Source organism: Microbacterium sp. CGR1 (genome assembly GCF_001266755.1).
Lineage (GTDB): Bacteria > Actinomycetota > Actinomycetes > Actinomycetales > Microbacteriaceae > Microbacterium.
The window spans coordinates 2,186,522-2,202,456 of the sequence record NZ_CP012299.1 but is presented as its reverse complement, the minus strand read 5'-3'; the positions used below and the strand labels follow the sequence as shown (position 1 = coordinate 2,202,456).

Sequence of the window (15,935 nt, the reverse complement as noted above, 5' to 3'; positions counted from 1 at the left end):
GGCGCGATGCGGGCCAGTTCTGCACGTGAACACGCCGTATCCGATGCAAAAGTGGCCCCGCACGAGACGGGAGATGCGAAAGTGACCCCGCACACGGCGGCGCCGAGCGGTCGCCGGTGTCTTGACGGTCCGCCGACCTCCGTGACACACTGCTGTGACCGGTCACAGTGACCACCGCCGACCCTGAGGTATCCGTGAGCAACGAAGCCCCCGTCTTCTCCCCTGAGATCGACGCCTCCATCCAGGCCGTCCGCGAGGATGTCGCCCGTCTGCACGGCGAACTGGTCCGTTACGACCTCATCGTCTGGACCGGCGGCAACGTCTCGAGCCGCGTGCCCGGAGCCGACCTGTTCGTGATCAAGCCGTCGGGCGTCAGCTACGACGACCTCACGCCCGAGAACATGATCCTGTGCGACCTCGACGGCGCCGTGATCCCCGGCACTCCGGGAAGCGACCGCTCGCCCTCGAGCGACACCGCGGCGCACGCGTACGTCTACCGTCACATGCCCGACGTCGGCGGAGTCGTGCACACGCACTCGACGTTCGCCGTCGCGTGGGCAGCCCGTGGCGAAGAGATCCCCTGCGTCATCACGGCCATGGCCGATGAGTTCGGCGGTCCTATCCCGGTCGGTCCCTTCGCGATCATCGGCGACGACTCGATCGGCCGCGGCATCGTGCAGACGCTCTCGGGTCACCGCAGCCGCGCGGTGCTCATGCAGAACCACGGTCCCTTCACCATCGGAGTCGACGCGAAGGATGCCGTGAAGGCCGCCGTCATGGTCGAAGACGTGGCCCGCACCGTGCACTACGCCCGTGAGGCCGGCCCGCTGATCCCGATTCCGCAGGAGGCCATCGACAGCCTCTTCACCCGCTACCAGAACGTCTACGGACAGAACTCGGACGCCCGACGATGAGCGACACGACCCGCACGACCGCCCGCGACGACATCCTCGCCGGCCGCACGAGCCTCGGCATCGAGCTCGGCTCCACGCGCATCAAGGCCTGTCTGATCGGATCCGACGCCACCGAGGTGCTCGCGACCGGGTCGTTCTCGTGGGAGAACCGCCTCCAGGACGGCCTCTGGACCTACGCGATCGACGAGGTGTGGACAGGCCTGCAGGCGGCATACGCCGGTCTCGTCGCCGACGCGGACGAGCGCCACGGCGTGCGCCCCGAGACGTTCGGCGCGATCGGGATCTCGGCCATGATGCACGGATACCTCGCGTTCGATGCGCGGGGCGAGCTGCTCACGCCGTTCCGCACCTGGCGCAACACCAACACGGGCGCCGCGGCGGCCGAGCTGACCGACCTGCTCGGCGTGAACATCCCCCTGCGCTGGTCGATCGCGCACCTGCACCAGGCAGTGCTCGACGGCGAGGCGCACGTGCCGCAGCTCGACTTCGTCACCACCCTCGCGGGCTATGTGCACACGAGGCTGACGGGCGAGCGCGTTCTCGGCGTCGGCGACGCCTCCGGCATGTTCCCGATCGACTCGGCCACCGGAGACTACGACGAGCGGATGCTACAGGCCTACGACGCCCTCGCCGCCGACCGTCTTCCCGCCGCAGCCAAGGACCTGCTCCCGACCGTCCTTCCCGCCGGCGCCGCCGCCGGGACGCTCACCGCCGAGGGCGCGGCCCTGCTCGATCCGTCGGGCGCGCTGCCCCCCGGCATCCCGCTCTGCCCGCCCGAGGGCGACGCGGGCACCGGCATGGTCGCGACGAACTCGGTGTCGCCGCGCACCGGCAACGTCTCGGCCGGAACCAGCATCTTCGCGATGGTCGTGCTCGAGCGCCCGCTCTCCGAAGTGCACCACGAGCTCGACCTCGTGACGACACCCGCGGGCGACGCCGTCGCGATGGTGCACTGCAACAACGGCGCGAGCGAACTGGCCGCCTGGGCAGGGCTCTTCACCCGTTTCGCCGCCGCCGCGGGGCAGCCGCTGAGTGATGACGCCGTCTTCGACGCACTCTTCCGCGAGGCTCTCGACGGAGAGGCGGATGCCGGCGGCCTGCTGGCGTACAACCACCTCGCGGGCGAGCCGATCGCCGGCCTCACCGAGGGGCGCCCGCTGTTCGTGCGCACCCCCGACAGTGCCTTCACGCTGGCGAACTTCATGCGCTCGCAGCTGTACGGCGTGTTCGGCACGCTCGCGCTGGGGATGCAGGTGCTCGCCGCCGAAGGAGTCGAACTCGACCGCATGTTCGCGCACGGTGGCATGTTCCGCACCGCGGGGGTCGCGCAGCGTTTCCTCGCCGGAGCGCTCGGCGCTCCCGTCGCGGTGGGCGAGCTCGCCTCCGAGGGCGGCGCGTGGGGCATCGCGGTGCTCGCGTCGTATCTCGCGCACTCCGAGACGGCGTCGCTGGGGGAGTACCTCGAGCGCGACGTCTTCGCCTCCGCATCCCTCGCGGTCGCCGACCCCGACCCTGCCGACGTCGCCGGCTTCACCGCCTACCTCGACCGCTACCGCGCGGGCCTCGCGATCGAAGCCGCCGCGACCACCGCTCTCTGACCCCCACGCGCACTCTTCACGCCGACACCGGAACCCCCAAGGACTCTCATGCCCCGCACCCCGCTCACCACTTCGCTCGACGGCTACGAGGTCTGGTTCCTCACCGGCAGTCAGCACCTCTACGGCCCCGAGACGCTCGCGCAGGTCGCCGAGCAGTCGCAGGAGATCGCCCGCATCCTCGACGAGGCCGGCGAGGTGCCCGTGACCATCGTCTGGAAGCCGGTGCTGACGGATGCCGCAGCCATCAAGCGCACGGCCCTCGAGGCGAACGCCGACGACCGGGTCATCGGCCTGATCGCGTGGATGCACACCTTCAGCCCCGCGAAGATGTGGATCGCCGGTCTCGACGCACTGCAGAAGCCGCTCGCGCACCTGCACACGCAGGCGAACGTCGAGCTGCCGTGGGCCGACATCGACTTCGACTTCATGAACCTGAACCAGGCGGCGCACGGCGACCGCGAGTTCGGCTACATCCAGACGCGCCTCGGCGTGCCGCGCAAGACCGTCGTCGGTCATGCGAGCGACCCGCGGGTGCGCCAGGAGATCGCGACGTGGCAGCGTGCGGCCGCCGGCCTCGCGGCATCCCGTTCGCTCAAGCTCGCCCGCTTCGGCGACAACATGCGCTTCGTCGCGGTCACCGAGGGCGACAAGACCGAGGCCGAGCTGCGCTTCGGCGTGCAGGTCAACACGTGGGGCGTGAACGACCTGGCGGATGCCGTCGCCGCGGCATCCGACTCCGAGATCGACGCCCTCGTGGCCGAGTACGAAGAGCTGTACGAGGTCGTGCCGGAGCTTCGTCGCGGTGGCGACCGCCACCAGTCGCTGCGCGACGGTGCCGCGATCGAGATCGGTCTGCGGACGTTCCTCGAAGAGGGCGGCTTCGGCGCCTTCACGACCTCGTTCGAAGACCTCGGCGCCCTGAAGCAGCTGCCGGGCCTCGCGGTGCAGCGGCTGATGGCCGAGGGCTACGGCTTCGGCGCCGAGGGCGACTGGAAGACCGCGATCCTCGTGCGCGTCGCCAACGTCATGGGCGCGGGCCTGCCCGGTGGGGCGAGTCTCATGGAGGACTACACCTACGACATGACGCCCGGCGACGAGCTGATCCTCGGGGCGCACATGCTCGAGGTCTCGCCCTCGCTCACGACGGCGAAGCCGACCCTCGAGATCCACCCGCTCGGCATCGGCGGCAAGGAAGACCCGGTGCGCCTGGTCTTCACCGCCGACCCCGGCCCCGCGATCGTCGTCGCCCTCAGCGACATGCGCGACCGCTTCCGCCTCACCGCGAACGTCGTCGAGAACGTGCCCCCGCGCCAGTCGCTGCCGAAGCTGCCGGTCGGCCGCGCCGTGTGGAAGCCGCAGCCCGACTTCAACACCTCGGCCGCCGCCTGGCTGACCGCGGGTGCTGCGCACCACACGGTGATGTCGACCGCCGTCGGGCTCGAGGCCTTCCGCGACTTCGCCGAGATGGCCGAGGTCGAGCTGCTCGTGATCGACGATGCGACCACCCTGCCCGAGTTCCAGAAGCAGGTCCGCTGGAACCAGGCCTACTACCGACTCGCGCAGGGGCTGTGATGACGGGAGCCGGCCGGCCGCGCTCGGGGCGTCAGCTGCGCATCACCGGGCACGGATACGACGCCGTGATCGCGAGCGTCGGCGCCTCGCTGCGCCTGCTCGCATTCGAAGGACGCGACCTGGTCGTGCCCTTCGACGCCGACGAGGTGCGGCCCGGATACCGCGGCACCACCCTCGCACCGTGGCCCAATCGCATCGTCGACGGTCGCTACACGTTCAGCGGCGCCGAGCATCAGCTGGCCCTTACCGAGCCCGCCCGCGGACAGGCGCTGCATGGGCTGCTCGCCTGGGCCGAGTTCGAAGACCGACTCGTGCTCGACGACCGCGTCGTGCTCGCGGCCGTGATCGAGCCGCAGACCGGCTATCCGTTCCGCGTCGAGGTGGAGACCGAGTACCGCATCGACGGCGACGGCCTTCAGCAGACCGTCACCGCGCGCAACCTCGGGACGGATGCCGCGCCCTGGGGCACAGGGCCGCACCCGTATCTCGTCGCCGGACCCGATGGTCGGGTCGATGACTGGACGCTGACCCTGCCGGCATCCGAGGTGCTGACCGTCACCGACGACCGGCTGAGCCCGGTGGCGCTCGAGGGAGTGTCCTCGCATCCGCAGTGGGACTTCCGCGTTGCGCGCCCGATCGCCGACGTCTTCATCGACCACGCTTTCGCCGGCCTCGCCCGCGAGGGCGGAGTCGCCGAGGTGCGGGTGGTGACGGATGCCGGAAGCGGCGTCGTCATGACCTTCGATGAGCGCTGCCCGTGGGTGCAGGTGCACACGGCCGACAACCCCGGCATCGACGCGATCCATCGCATCGGCCTCGCGGTCGAGCCGATGACCTGTCCGCCGGACGCGTTCAACTCGGGGACCGACCTGGTCGTGCTCGAACCCGGCGCGACGCACGCAGCATCCTGGCGGATCGCCGCCGTCTGACGCGTGGCGGCCGGCCCGAGTCGCTCGCGGCACGGTCGTGGCGCCGATGCGGGGCCAGTTCGGCATCCGGGACTCGGTGCGGGGCCAGTTCGGCATCCGAATGGGGCGTTTCCGGTGCGCAACTGGCCCCGCACGCGTGATGCCGTGCGAGAGCGGGCGATGCTGCCGGGTGCGGGGCCAGTTCGGCACCAGGGATCGTATGCGGGGCCAGTTCGGCACCCGGGACCCGGTGCGGGGCCAGTTCGGCATCCGAATGGGGCGTTTCCGGTGCGCAACTGGCCCCGCACGCATGGTGCCGGTGCGGGTGCGGGTGCGGGTGCGGGTGCGGGTGCGGGTGCGGGTGACGGATGTCGCGGCTGCGCACCGCGCCTCTCCGATCAGGCGAGTGCCGCGACCAGCGCCCGGGCTGCGGATGCCGACGACTGCGGGTTCTGGCCGGTGATGAGCAGTCCGTCGACGATCGTGTGATCGCTCCACGGGTCGGTCACGTCGATGTCGGCGCCGAGCTCGCGCAGAGAGGTCTCGAGCAGGAACGGCGCGCGGTCCGCGAGCCCTCCGAGGCGCTCCTCCTCGTCGGAGAATCCGGTGATGCGCCGTCCGGCGACGAGCGGCTCGCCCGCAGCATCGCGTGCGGGCATCAGAGCCGCGAGCCCGTGGCACACCGCGGCCAGCGGACGTCCCGCCGCGACGGTCGCCGAGATGAGCGCCGCCGAATCGGCATCCACAGCGAGGTCCTGCATCGGTCCGTGCCCGCCGGGGTAGTAGACGGCTGCGTAGTCGGCGCCGTCGACATCGGCGAGCACCAGGGGAGTGCTGAGCCCCGGGATCTCCGCGAGCGCCGCGGCATCCCCGTCGCCGAGGCTCGACGCATCGGCGACCGGCTCGACACCGCCGGGTGTCGCGAACACCACGTCGTGCCCCGCGGCGGTGAGCAGGCGATAGGGGGCGAGCAGCTCTTCGGCCCAGTAGCCGGTGGGGTGCTCGGTGCCGTCGGACAGGGTCCAGGTGCGGGCGCCGGAGACGACGAAGAGGACGGATGACATGGATGCTCCCAAGGTTCGGACGACGGATGCCGTGCGGATTCGATATCCAGGACAACGCCCCGCCGCGACGAACGATTCCGATAGATTGCCGATATGAGCAATCGGAATTCCGATGGATTGCCCGACCTGGGGCTGTGGCGCACCTTCCTCATCGCGCACCGATCCGGGTCGGTGTCGGCGGCGGCGCGCAGGCTCGGACTCGCGCAGTCGTCGGTCACGACGCAGTTGCAGGCGCTGGAGGCGAGCGTCGGCGAGCCGCTGTTCGTCCGTCATGCCCGCGGCATCCGTCCGACGCCCCGAGCCGACGAGCTCGCCGCGCGGCTCTCGGGCCCGCTCGACGCGTTGGCGGATGCTCTCGGCACCCACCCGGCCCTCGAACCGCCGGTCATCCGCCTCGGCGGGGCGGGGGAGTTCCTGGCCACCGTCGCAGCCCCGGCTCTCGCGAGTGCTGTCGCCGGCGGACTGCGGCTTGCGGTGACCACGGGCCTGGCCGACGATCTGCTCGATCAGCTGAGGGTCGGCAGCCTCGACCTGGTGATCTCCGCCGTGCGTCCTCGCGGACGGGCGCTGCCGAGCATGCCGCTGTTCGACGAGGAATTCGTGCTCGTGGCCTCGCCGTCGCTGAGCATCGACCCGTCTCCTGCCCTCTCGCCGGACGCGCTCGCGCACGTGCCTCTGCTGGCATACGACCGAGACGTCCCGATCGTCCGACGGTACTGGCGCCACGTGTTCGGCATCCGTCTCGACCGGGAACCGGCTCTCGTCTTCCCCGACCTGCGCGCGCTCGCCGCCGCTGCGGTTGCGGGGGCGGGCGTCACCGCCCTGCCGACCTATCTGATCGCCGACGAACTCGCCGATGGCAGACTCGTCGACCTGCGACCCACCCAGGACCCGCCGATCAACACGCTGTATCTCGTGCGGCGACCGGGTCCGTTGTCCGACGGGGTCGCGGCCGTGGAGAAGGCGCTGCGCGCCGCCGTCGCCGACCTCTGACGCTCGTCGCGGCGGCGGTGCGGGGTCAGGTGCGCATCTGGAGTCCGGTGCAAGGTCAGTTTCGCATCGGACATCCGGTGCAGGGTCAGTTTCGCATCGGAAACGCCCGATTCGGATGCGGTAGTGGCCCCGCACAGATGCACTGCCCGGCCTCACAGATGTGCGGCCGCTCGCGCGCCGAACGCACACGACGGACGGATGCCGCACCTCACGGACGCACGCACCTCATGCACGCACCTCACGGACGGATCGCACACGGCAGGTGTGGCAGACCCGATGCGGCAGTGGCGACCGAGCCTCAGCGGTTGAGCCAGTGGCGCAGCGTGCGCGTGACCCAGGGCAGCACCCAGTAGGTCATGATCGGCGTGAGCACGACGGTCGTGGCGAGCACGCGCAGCCAGATCGGCAGCTCGTTCCAGCCGGGCACGGGGCTCAGCGCATAGGTGAAGGCGAGGTTCAGCGGGAAGAACCCGAGCCAGATCGACACGGCCTGCTTCCACCGCGGCGGAGTGCTGACCATCGCGACGGTGGTCGTCGAGCCGTCAGCGCGGGGGAGGGTGATGGTGTCGGTGGTCGGCTCGTCGAACCAGCCCTCGATGCCCGTGCGGCGGCGCACGCGCTCGCTGCGCACGAACTGCTCGCCGGTCGACTTCCACCACTCGCGCTCGCCCGACTGCTCCCACGCCACAAGCGACTTCTCGTCGGAGAAGCGGTACAACATGTGCCAGACATGCGAGTCCTCGCCGTCGCGCACCCAGCCGGATCCGAGGAACCCCGGGTATCGGTGCGCCAGATTCACGCCGGTCTGCACCCAAGCGGTGGCGGCGGCGACATGCTCGGGGTCGACCTCGCGGCGGATGGAGACGGTGATGGGTTCGCTGGACATGGTGGGGTCCTCGGAGAGAGCGGATCGCCCGGGTCACGGGCGCCTCGACGGTGGGGGATGCGCCGGGGTGCGGGCGCGTGTTCGATTGTATTTCGGATGCCGGGTGTCGCCGGTCGTTTTTCGCCGCGCGCGAAGACGGCATCTCCGGGTGCCGGGTGCCGGATGTCGGATGCCGAGTACCGATGCCGGGTGCCGGGTGCTTCAGAAGGCCGAATGCGCCTGGGACGGCCGGATGCCGGGAATCCGGCCGTCGCGGGCGCGCATGGCCGAGGCTGGTGCAGGGCAGCGACGCGGCATCCGTCCCCGCACTCCGCGACAGGGCGAGAATAGGAGGCATGAGCACGCGCAGCGAAGCCGTCCTGATCGATGTCGTCCGCACTCCCGTCGGACGCGGCAAGCCGGGCGGCGCGCTCTCGGGTGTGCATCCTGTCGACCTCGCGGCGGGTGCTCTCGCCGCGATACTCGAGCGCAGCGGGCTCGAGTCGAGGCAGATCGACGACGTGCTGCTCGGTTGCGTGAGTCAGGTGGGGGACCAGTCGTCGAACATCGCGCGGCAGGCTGTGCTCGCCGCGGGTTTCGACGAGTCGATCCCCGCGACGACGATCGACCGCCAGTGCGGGTCCAGCCAGCAGGCCGTGCATTTCGCCGCCCAGGGGATCATGGCCGGCGCGTATGACGCGGTCATCGTCGGCGGCGTCGAGTCGATGAGTCGGGTGCCGCTCGGATCGTCTGCGGCCGGCGGGTCGCCGATGTCGCCTCGCCTGCGTGAACGCTACCCCGAGGGACTCGTGAACCAGGGCGTCTCGGCCGAGCTGATCGCCCAGCGCTGGGGCATCGATCGCGCAGCGCTGGATGAGTACGCCGCCGAGTCGCACCGCCGCGCGGCCGCCGCGTGGCACGAGGGATTCTTCGACCGCACCGTCATCCCGGTCGCCGAGGCTCCGGATGCCGTGGGTGACGAGACCGTGCGCGCCGGCACGACGGCCGAGGGCCTCGGGGGACTCAGCCCCGCGTTCCGCACCGACGCTCTTGCCGCCCGATTCCCGGACGTCGACTGGCGGATCACTCCCGGCAACTCCTCGCCGCTGACCGACGGAGCATCCGCTGCGCTCGTGACGAGCGCCGAGCGTGCCGAACAGCTGGGACTCACGCCGCGGGCGAGGTTCCACGCGTTCACGGTGGTCGGCGACGATCCGCTCATGATGCTGACCGGCCCGATCCCCGCGACGCGGCGCATTCTCGAACGCACCGGACTGACGATCGATGACCTCGACGCCTACGAGGTCAATGAGGCCTTCGCGTCGGTGCCACTGGCCTGGGCCGCGGAACTCGGGGCGGATGCCGCCAAGCTCAACCCGCGCGGAGGTGCGATCGCCCTCGGGCACGCACTGGGCTCGTCGGGCACCCGCCTGCTCGGCACCCTGATCGACCACCTCGACGCGGTCGGCGGCCGCTTCGGACTGCAGACCATGTGCGAGGGCGGTGGCATGGCGAACGCCACGATCATCGAGCGGCTGTAGGCCGGCACCCGGCACCCGCTGTGCCCCTGCCGGGTCGATGTTCGCCGGACAGGACAGAGAAGACCCCCGCCGACCCGATTCGGCGGGGGTCTCTTCGGGAGCAGACGCTCACCGTATGCGCGGATGACGTGACTACCCGATCCGGTCTGAGTCTGTGTCCGCGCATCTGCAGTTGTAGTCGGCGAAGGTGTCCGGGCGGTGAACGCGGCGAGAAATCCTCCTCACCCGGGATTCGCGATCCTGGAAGCGTTTGCGACTTACGGCCATCAGCAACATTCACACCCCTGACTTTTCGCCAGAACACTACTGCAAGCGCTTGCAGTCATAGACCCCGCCCTGCTAGCTTCACTCGCAAGCCTCCGGACACGTCGTCGTGTCCGCCGCCATCAGGGAGCATCATTTGTTCAAGTCGGCTCGGTCGAAGACGACCGCTTCACGTCCGCTCGCTCTACTCGCCGCCACCGCGCTCGTCGTCTCGGGCTTCGGCGCGGCCGGCACGCTCGGCGGCTCATCCGCCGCGGCGGCCGATCGCACCGTGGCTCTCGTGGGCTCGCTGCAGTCCGAGCTCGGCTGCGCGGCGGACTGGGCGCCCGACTGCACCGAGACCGAGCTCGAGCCCACGGGCGCCGAGGGCATCTACTCCGCCGAGTTCGAGGTCCCTGCGGGCACGTGGCAGTACAAAGTCGCGGTGAACGACGGCTGGGACGAGGCGTACGGGCTCGACGGCGGGGCCGACGACATCCCTCTGACGGTGGCCGGCCCGACGACCCTCCGCTTCACGTTCGACGACACGCTCAAGCGCGTCGGGCTCGAGTCCACCGACCTGCGTGGCGGCTACACCTCCGACGACGAGGCGCTCATCGCGAGCCCGGCCCGACAGGCGGGTGCCGGCGAGCAGTTCTACTTCGTGATGACCGACCGCTTCGCGAACGGCGACACGGCCAACGACACCGGCGGTCTCGAGGGCGACCGGCTCACCACCGGTTTCGACCCCACGGACAAGGGCTTCTATCAGGGCGGCGACATCGCCGGAATCCGCGAGAACCTCGACTACATCGAGGGGCTCGGCACATCGGCGATCTGGCTGACGCCGAGCTTCGCCAACAAGCCGGTGCAGGGTGAGGGCGCCAACGCCTCTGCCGGCTATCACGGCTACTGGATCACCGACTTCACCCGCATCGACCCGCACCTCGGCACCAATGAGGAGCTGCAGGCCCTGATCGCCGACGCGCACGCCCGCGACATCAAGGTGTACTTCGACATCATCACCAACCACACCGCCGACGTCATCGACTACGCCGAGGGGCAGTACTCCTACATCGACCAGGCGACGAGTCCCTACACGGATGCCGCGGGCACGGCGTTCGACCCGGCCGACCACGCGGGCACCGACGGGTTCCCCGAACTCGACCCGGCGACGAGCTTCCCCTACACGCCGGTGATCGACGACAGCGAGGCCGACGTGAAGGTGCCGGCCTGGCTGAACGACCCGTCGCTCTATCACAACCGCGGAGACTCGACCTGGTCGGGGGAGTCGGTCACATACGGCGACTTCAGCGGACTCGACGACCTGATGACCGAGCACCCGACGGTGGTCAACGGCTTCGTCGAGGTCTACGACAAGTGGATCGACCTCGGCATCGACGGCTTCCGCATCGACACCGTCAAGCATGTGAACTTCGAGTTCTGGGAGAAATGGACGGCCGACGTCCTCGACTACGCGCACGAGAAGGGCAACGACGACTTCTTCATGTTCGGCGAGGTCTACGACGCCGACCCCGTGAAGCTCGCACCGTACGTGCGAGACACCGACATGAACTCGATCCTCGACTTCACGTTCCAGTCCTCCGCCGTCAGATACGCGTCGGGCAATTCGGCCAAGGGCCTGCAGTCCCTGTTCGCGGGCGACGATCGCTACACGACACCCGACTCGTCGGCGACGGCACTGCCCACGTTCCTCGGCAACCACGACATGGGCAGGGTCGGATCCTTCCTCCAGACGACGGATGCTCCGCTCGAGCGCGACGAGCTGGCGCACGAGCTCATGTTCCTCACCCGGGGTCAGCCGGTCGTCTACTACGGCGACGAGCAGGGCTTCGCCGGCCCCGGCGGCGACAAGGACGCCCGGCAGTCGCTCTTCGCCACCCAGGTCGCCGACTACGCGAATCAGAACCTCATCACCGGCGAGCCGTCCGGCTCGGTCGACCGCTATGCGACGGATGCCGCGCTCTACGAGCACATCGCCGCGCTGTCAGAGCTCCGGGAGTCGAACCCGGCGCTCAGCGAGGGCGCGCAGATCGAGCGGTACGCGGCGTCCGGTGCTGGTGTGTACGCGTTCTCCCGCGTGGATCCCGACGACAAGGTCGAATACCTGGTGGCCGTGAACAACGCCGCCACCGCGCAGACGGTCGACCTCACCACGCTGACCGCCGACGCCTCGTACGAGGTGCTCTACGGTGACGCCGCGTCCCTCGCCACGGATGCCGGTGCGGCCGCCTCGATCACGGTGCCGGCTCTGTCGGCGGTGGTCTGGAAGGCCGACTCGACCGTCACGGCGCCGTCCGAGGCGGCATCCGTCGAGGTCGTCGTGCCCGCCGCCGGAGCCGGTGTCACCGGACAGTCCGCCGTGCAGGCCGACATCGCCGATCAGTGGGCGCAGACGAGCTTCGCCTGGCGCGTCGTCGGCTCCGAGGAGTGGCAGGCGCTCGGCACCGCGGAGGACACCGACCCTCGCGTCTTCCACGACATCCGCGATCTCGCGAACGGCACGCTCGTCGAATACCGGGCCGTGACGACGGATGCCGCGGGCAACCACGCCGCAGCCTCGACGTACGCGTCGGTCGGCAACGCCGTGACGCTGGCGGCCGGCGAGGAGCCCGAGTCTCCGATCGACATGGTGACCGTGCCCGGCAGTCTCAACTCCGAGATGGGCTGTGCGGGCGACTGGGACCCTGCCTGCGAGAAGGCGAGGCTGACCCTGCGCGCCGACGGCGTATGGGAGGGGGCTTTTGATCTGCCGGCCGGCGACTACGAGTACAAGGCCGCGATCAATGGCAGCTGGGCCGTCAACTACGGTGCGAACGGTGTGCCGGACGGCTCGAACGTCGCGCTCACCCACGCGGGCGGGCCGATCACCTTCTACTTCGACCCGCGCACGAACATCGTGCAGTCCTCGGCCGACGGACCCATCGTGACGCTGCCGGGCTCTCTGCAGGACGAGCTCGGCTGCGCGGCGGACTGGTCTCCCGACTGCCTCGGCACCCTCATGGCCGACGGTGACCGCGACGGCGTCTACGAGTTCTCGACCGCCGACCTCCCCACCGGAGCCTACGAGCTCAAGGTGGCGCACGGCCTGAGTTGGGCTGAGAACTACGGCGCCGACGGAGTGCCGGGCGGCGCGAACATCTCGTTCAGCGCGGCCGAGGGCAGCGTGACGTCGTTCCGCTACACGCTGGCGACGCACGTCCTCGAGGTCGTGAGCGCGGACCCGCAGCTCCCCGGCGCCGGAGAGCAGCGCGCACAGTGGGTCGACGCCGAGACGATCGCCTGGCCGGCGACTCTCGGGTCTGTCGACAAGGCCGCCTATCAGCTGTACTCCTCGGCGGACGCCTCGCTCGCGGTGGCAGACGGCGACATCGCGGGTGGCGAGTCGATCGCGCTCGAGGTGATCGAGGGCGGCCTGACGGACGAGCAGCTCGCCCGGTTCCCCGCGCTCGACGGATACCTCGCCCTGCGGGTGACGGATGCCGATGCGGCGGCACTGCTGCGAGCGCAGCTCGCGGTCGTCCAACGTGACGAGACGGGTGCGCCCTCCGCATTCACCGGCGTGCAGATCGCCGGGGTTCTCGACGATCTCTATGCCGCAGCCCTCGACGACGTCGACCTGGGCGTGACGTTCTCGGGCAAGAAGCCGACGTTCCGGCTGTGGGCGCCGACGGCGCAGAGCGCGACCCTTCTCACCTGGGACGAGGGCGCCGAGGGCGACCCCGCTCGGCACGAGGCCGCGTGGGATGCGGCGTCCGGCGTCTGGTCGGTCGCGGGCGCCAAGGATCTCAAGGGCGACGAGTTCCAGTGGGAGGTCGCGGTCTATGCGCCGACGACCGGCGCGATCGAGACGAACCGGGTCACCGATCCCTACTCGACGGCGCTCACCCTGAACTCTCGGCGTTCGGTCGCCATCGACCTCGACGACAAGGCCTGGCAGCCGAAGCAGTGGCAGAAGGCCGAAGCGCCGGTCGTCGAGCGCGCGGTCGACCGGGCGATCTACGAGCTGCACATCCGCGACTTCTCGATCAGCGACGAGACGGTTCCGGCCGACGAGCGCGGCACGTACCTGGCGTTCACCCGCGACAGCGCGGGCACCGATCAGCTGAAGCAGCTCGCGGATGCCGGAATCAACACCGTGCACCTGCTGCCCTCCTTCGACATCGCCTCGATCGAGGAGGACCGCGCAGCGCAGGCGGTGCCCGACTGCGACCTCGCCTCGTTCGGCCCGGCCGACGCGGCACAGCAGGCGTGCATCCAGGCGGTCGCGGATGCCGACGGCTTCAACTGGGGCTACGATCCGTACCACTACTCGACGCCCGAGGGCTCGTACGCGGTCGACGCCGACGGCGGCGCCAGGGTCAGCGAGTTCCGGTCGATGGTCGGCGCTCTCCATGACATGGACCTGCAGGTCGTGCTCGATGAGGTGTTCAACCACACGGCGGCATCCGGTCAGGCCGAGAAGTCGGTGCTCGACCAGGTCGTGCCCGGCTACTACCACCGGCTGAACGCGGCCGGCGGCGTCGAGACCTCGACGTGCTGCCAGAACGTCGCGACCGAGCACCTCGCCGCGCAGAAGCTCATGGTCGACTCGATCGTGACCTGGGCGCGCGACTACAAGGTCGACGGCTTCCGCTTCGACCTCATGGGCCACCACTCGACGACGAACATGCAGGCGATCCGCGACGCGCTCGACGCCCTGACCCTCGCGAAGGACGGCGTCGACGGTTCGGCGATCCATCTGTACGGCGAGGGCTGGAACTTCGGCGAGGTGGCGGACGATGCGCTGTTCGAGCAGGCCACCCAGGGGCAGCTGGGAGGCACCGGCATCGGCACGTTCAACGACCGCCTGCGCGACGCCGTGCACGGCGGCAGCCCGGTCGACTCGTCGTCGACGTTCCGTCAGGGCTTCGGCACCGGTCTCGGCACCGACCCGAACGGCGATCCGATCAACGGCACGGTCGAGCAGGCGCTCGCCGACCTCGGCCACGAGACCGATCTCGTCAAGCTCGGGCTGGCGGGCAATCTGCGCGACTTCGAGTTCACGACGAGCGACGGCTCGGTGACGGCGGGAGAGGCGATCGACTATCGCGGCTCCGCGGCGGGCTATGCCGATCAGCCGGACGAGACGATCAACTACGTCGATGCGCACGACAACGAGACGCTCTACGACCTCTCGGTGCTCAAGCTCCCGGTCGACACGACGATGGCCGACCGCGTGCGGATGAACACGCTGGAGCTCGCGACTGTGACGCTCTCGCAGTCGCCGTCGTTCTGGCATGCAGGCACCGAGCTGTTGCGGCCGAAGTCCCTCGATCGCAACAGCTACAACTCCGGTGACTGGTTCAACCGCATCGACTGGACCGGTCAGGAGTCGACGTTCGGCTCGGGGCTGCCGACCGCGGCGGACAACGAGGAGAAGTGGCCGATCATGGCGCCGCTGCTCGCCGATCCTGCGCTCAAGCCGGCCGCGGCCGACATGGCGGCCGCAGAGGCATCCGCTCTCGATCTGCTGCGCATCCGCGACGAGGTCGATCTGCTGCGGCTCGGCTCGGCCGAGCTGATCCAGCAGAAGGTCACGTTCCCGAACGGCGGGGCGGGGGCGGCTCCGGGCGTGATCCTGATGCAGATCGACGACCTGACGGGTCCCGACGCCGACGCCGATCTCGACGGGGCGCTCGTCGCGTTCAACTCCTCTCCTGCGCCGGTCACGCAGACCGTCGCGGGCCTGGCCGGGCGTTCGTTCGCGCTGACCCCGGCTCAGGCGAACGGAGCGGATGCCGTGGTCAAGACCACGACCTGGGACGCCGCGACCGGAACCGTGACGATCCCCGCCCGGTCGGTCGCCGTGCTGGTCGACGACCAGGTGCAGCCGATCGATACGCGGGTGCGCGCCTCCTCCGACCTGCTGGTGAAGTCGGGCAAGAGCGCCACCGTGAAGGTCACCGTGGCGGCCGATGACGGCAGCGCGCCGGTGGGCACGGTGACGGTGCACGAACGCGGCAAGGTCATCGCCACGGTCGAGCTGGCTCCCTCCGACAAGGGCAGGGTCACCGTCTCGGTGCCGAAGCCGAGCCGTGGGGTGCACCTGCTCACGGTCCGCTTCGACGGCACGGAGCCGTGGCAGGACTCCCGCAGCACGCGCAGCCTCCCGGTGATCGTCTACTGAGGTCGAGGCGAGGGGTGCGGCCGCGCGCCGCACCCCTCGACCCGCGC

9 protein-coding genes are annotated in these 15,935 nt (G+C 70.0%); 7 read left to right on the top strand and 2 right to left on the bottom strand.

What is annotated here, in order from left to right; translation table 11 throughout:
- Positions 1-194: 194 nt before the first annotated feature.
- The 4 genes from AKG07_RS10620 to AKG07_RS10605 are packed head-to-tail and all read left to right on the top strand — an operon-like array spanning position 195 to position 5,013.
- A complete protein-coding gene (locus tag AKG07_RS10620; protein WP_053097872.1) occupies positions 195-914 on the top strand; it encodes an L-ribulose-5-phosphate 4-epimerase in 720 nt (239 codons plus the stop codon).
- On the top strand, positions 911-2,512 hold the full coding sequence (locus AKG07_RS10615) for a xylulokinase (RefSeq protein WP_053097870.1): 1,602 nt from the start codon (positions 911-913) through the stop codon (positions 2,510-2,512). Before AKG07_RS10620 ends, AKG07_RS10615 begins: the two co-directional genes overlap by 4 nt.
- A 48-nt stretch (positions 2,513-2,560) precedes the next feature.
- Positions 2,561-4,084, top strand: coding sequence for an L-arabinose isomerase (araA, locus tag AKG07_RS10610; RefSeq protein WP_053097867.1), 1,524 nt, complete (start codon positions 2,561-2,563; stop codon positions 4,082-4,084).
- Positions 4,084-5,013 carry an aldose 1-epimerase family protein gene (locus AKG07_RS10605; protein WP_053097866.1) on the top strand — a complete coding sequence of 310 codons (930 nt, stop codon included), beginning with the start codon at positions 4,084-4,086 and terminating at the stop codon, positions 5,011-5,013. Before araA ends, AKG07_RS10605 begins: the two co-directional genes overlap by 1 nt.
- Before the next feature lie 377 nt (positions 5,014-5,390).
- Here the strand turns inward: AKG07_RS10605 and AKG07_RS10600 are convergent, their stop codons facing one another.
- The gene (locus AKG07_RS10600) at positions 5,391-6,056 is read right to left on the bottom strand and encodes a type 1 glutamine amidotransferase domain-containing protein (protein ID WP_053097865.1); all 666 of its coding nucleotides are present in this window, start codon (positions 6,054-6,056) and stop codon (positions 5,391-5,393) included.
- Positions 6,057-6,149: 93 nt separating this feature from the next.
- Here AKG07_RS10600 and AKG07_RS10595 point away from each other — a divergent pair, with 93 nt between their 5' ends.
- Positions 6,150-7,049, top strand: coding sequence for a LysR family transcriptional regulator (locus AKG07_RS10595; protein WP_053097863.1), 900 nt, complete (start codon positions 6,150-6,152; stop codon positions 7,047-7,049).
- Between the two features lie 298 nt (positions 7,050-7,347).
- On the opposite strand, the gene AKG07_RS10590 is transcribed toward AKG07_RS10595, so the two are convergent.
- The gene (locus AKG07_RS10590) at positions 7,348-7,935 is read right to left on the bottom strand and encodes an antibiotic biosynthesis monooxygenase (RefSeq protein ID WP_053097861.1); all 588 of its coding nucleotides are present in this window, start codon (positions 7,933-7,935) and stop codon (positions 7,348-7,350) included.
- Positions 7,936-8,270: 335 nt separating this feature from the next.
- Here AKG07_RS10590 and AKG07_RS10585 point away from each other — a divergent pair, with 335 nt between their 5' ends.
- Positions 8,271-9,455, top strand: coding sequence for a thiolase family protein (locus AKG07_RS10585; protein WP_053097859.1), 1,185 nt, complete (start codon positions 8,271-8,273; stop codon positions 9,453-9,455).
- A gap of 400 nt (positions 9,456-9,855) precedes the next feature.
- Entirely contained in the window at positions 9,856-15,888 is a 6,033-nt protein-coding gene (pulA, locus tag AKG07_RS10580; RefSeq protein ID WP_082297902.1) for a pullulanase-type alpha-1,6-glucosidase, read from the top strand.
- The last annotated feature ends 47 nt before the right edge of the window (positions 15,889-15,935 follow it).

What these genes read in the sequence shown, in the direction of transcription:
- AKG07_RS10590 (WP_053097861.1), bottom strand. Translation starts at nt 7,935, where the DNA reads ATGTCCAGCGAACCCATCACCGTCTCCATCCGCCGCGAGGTCGACCCC.
- AKG07_RS10600 (WP_053097865.1), bottom strand. Translation starts at nt 6,056, where the DNA reads ATGTCATCCGTCCTCTTCGTCGTCTCCGGCGCCCGCACCTGGACCCTG.
- AKG07_RS10615 (WP_053097870.1), top strand. Translation starts at nt 911, where the DNA reads ATGAGCGACACGACCCGCACGACCGCCCGCGACGACATCCTCGCCGGC.
- araA (WP_053097867.1), top strand. Translation starts at nt 2,561, where the DNA reads ATGCCCCGCACCCCGCTCACCACTTCGCTCGACGGCTACGAGGTCTGG.
- AKG07_RS10595 (WP_053097863.1), top strand. Translation starts at nt 6,150, where the DNA reads ATGAGCAATCGGAATTCCGATGGATTGCCCGACCTGGGGCTGTGGCGC.
- AKG07_RS10585 (WP_053097859.1), top strand. Translation starts at nt 8,271, where the DNA reads ATGAGCACGCGCAGCGAAGCCGTCCTGATCGATGTCGTCCGCACTCCC.
- AKG07_RS10605 (WP_053097866.1), top strand. Translation starts at nt 4,084, where the DNA reads ATGACGGGAGCCGGCCGGCCGCGCTCGGGGCGTCAGCTGCGCATCACC.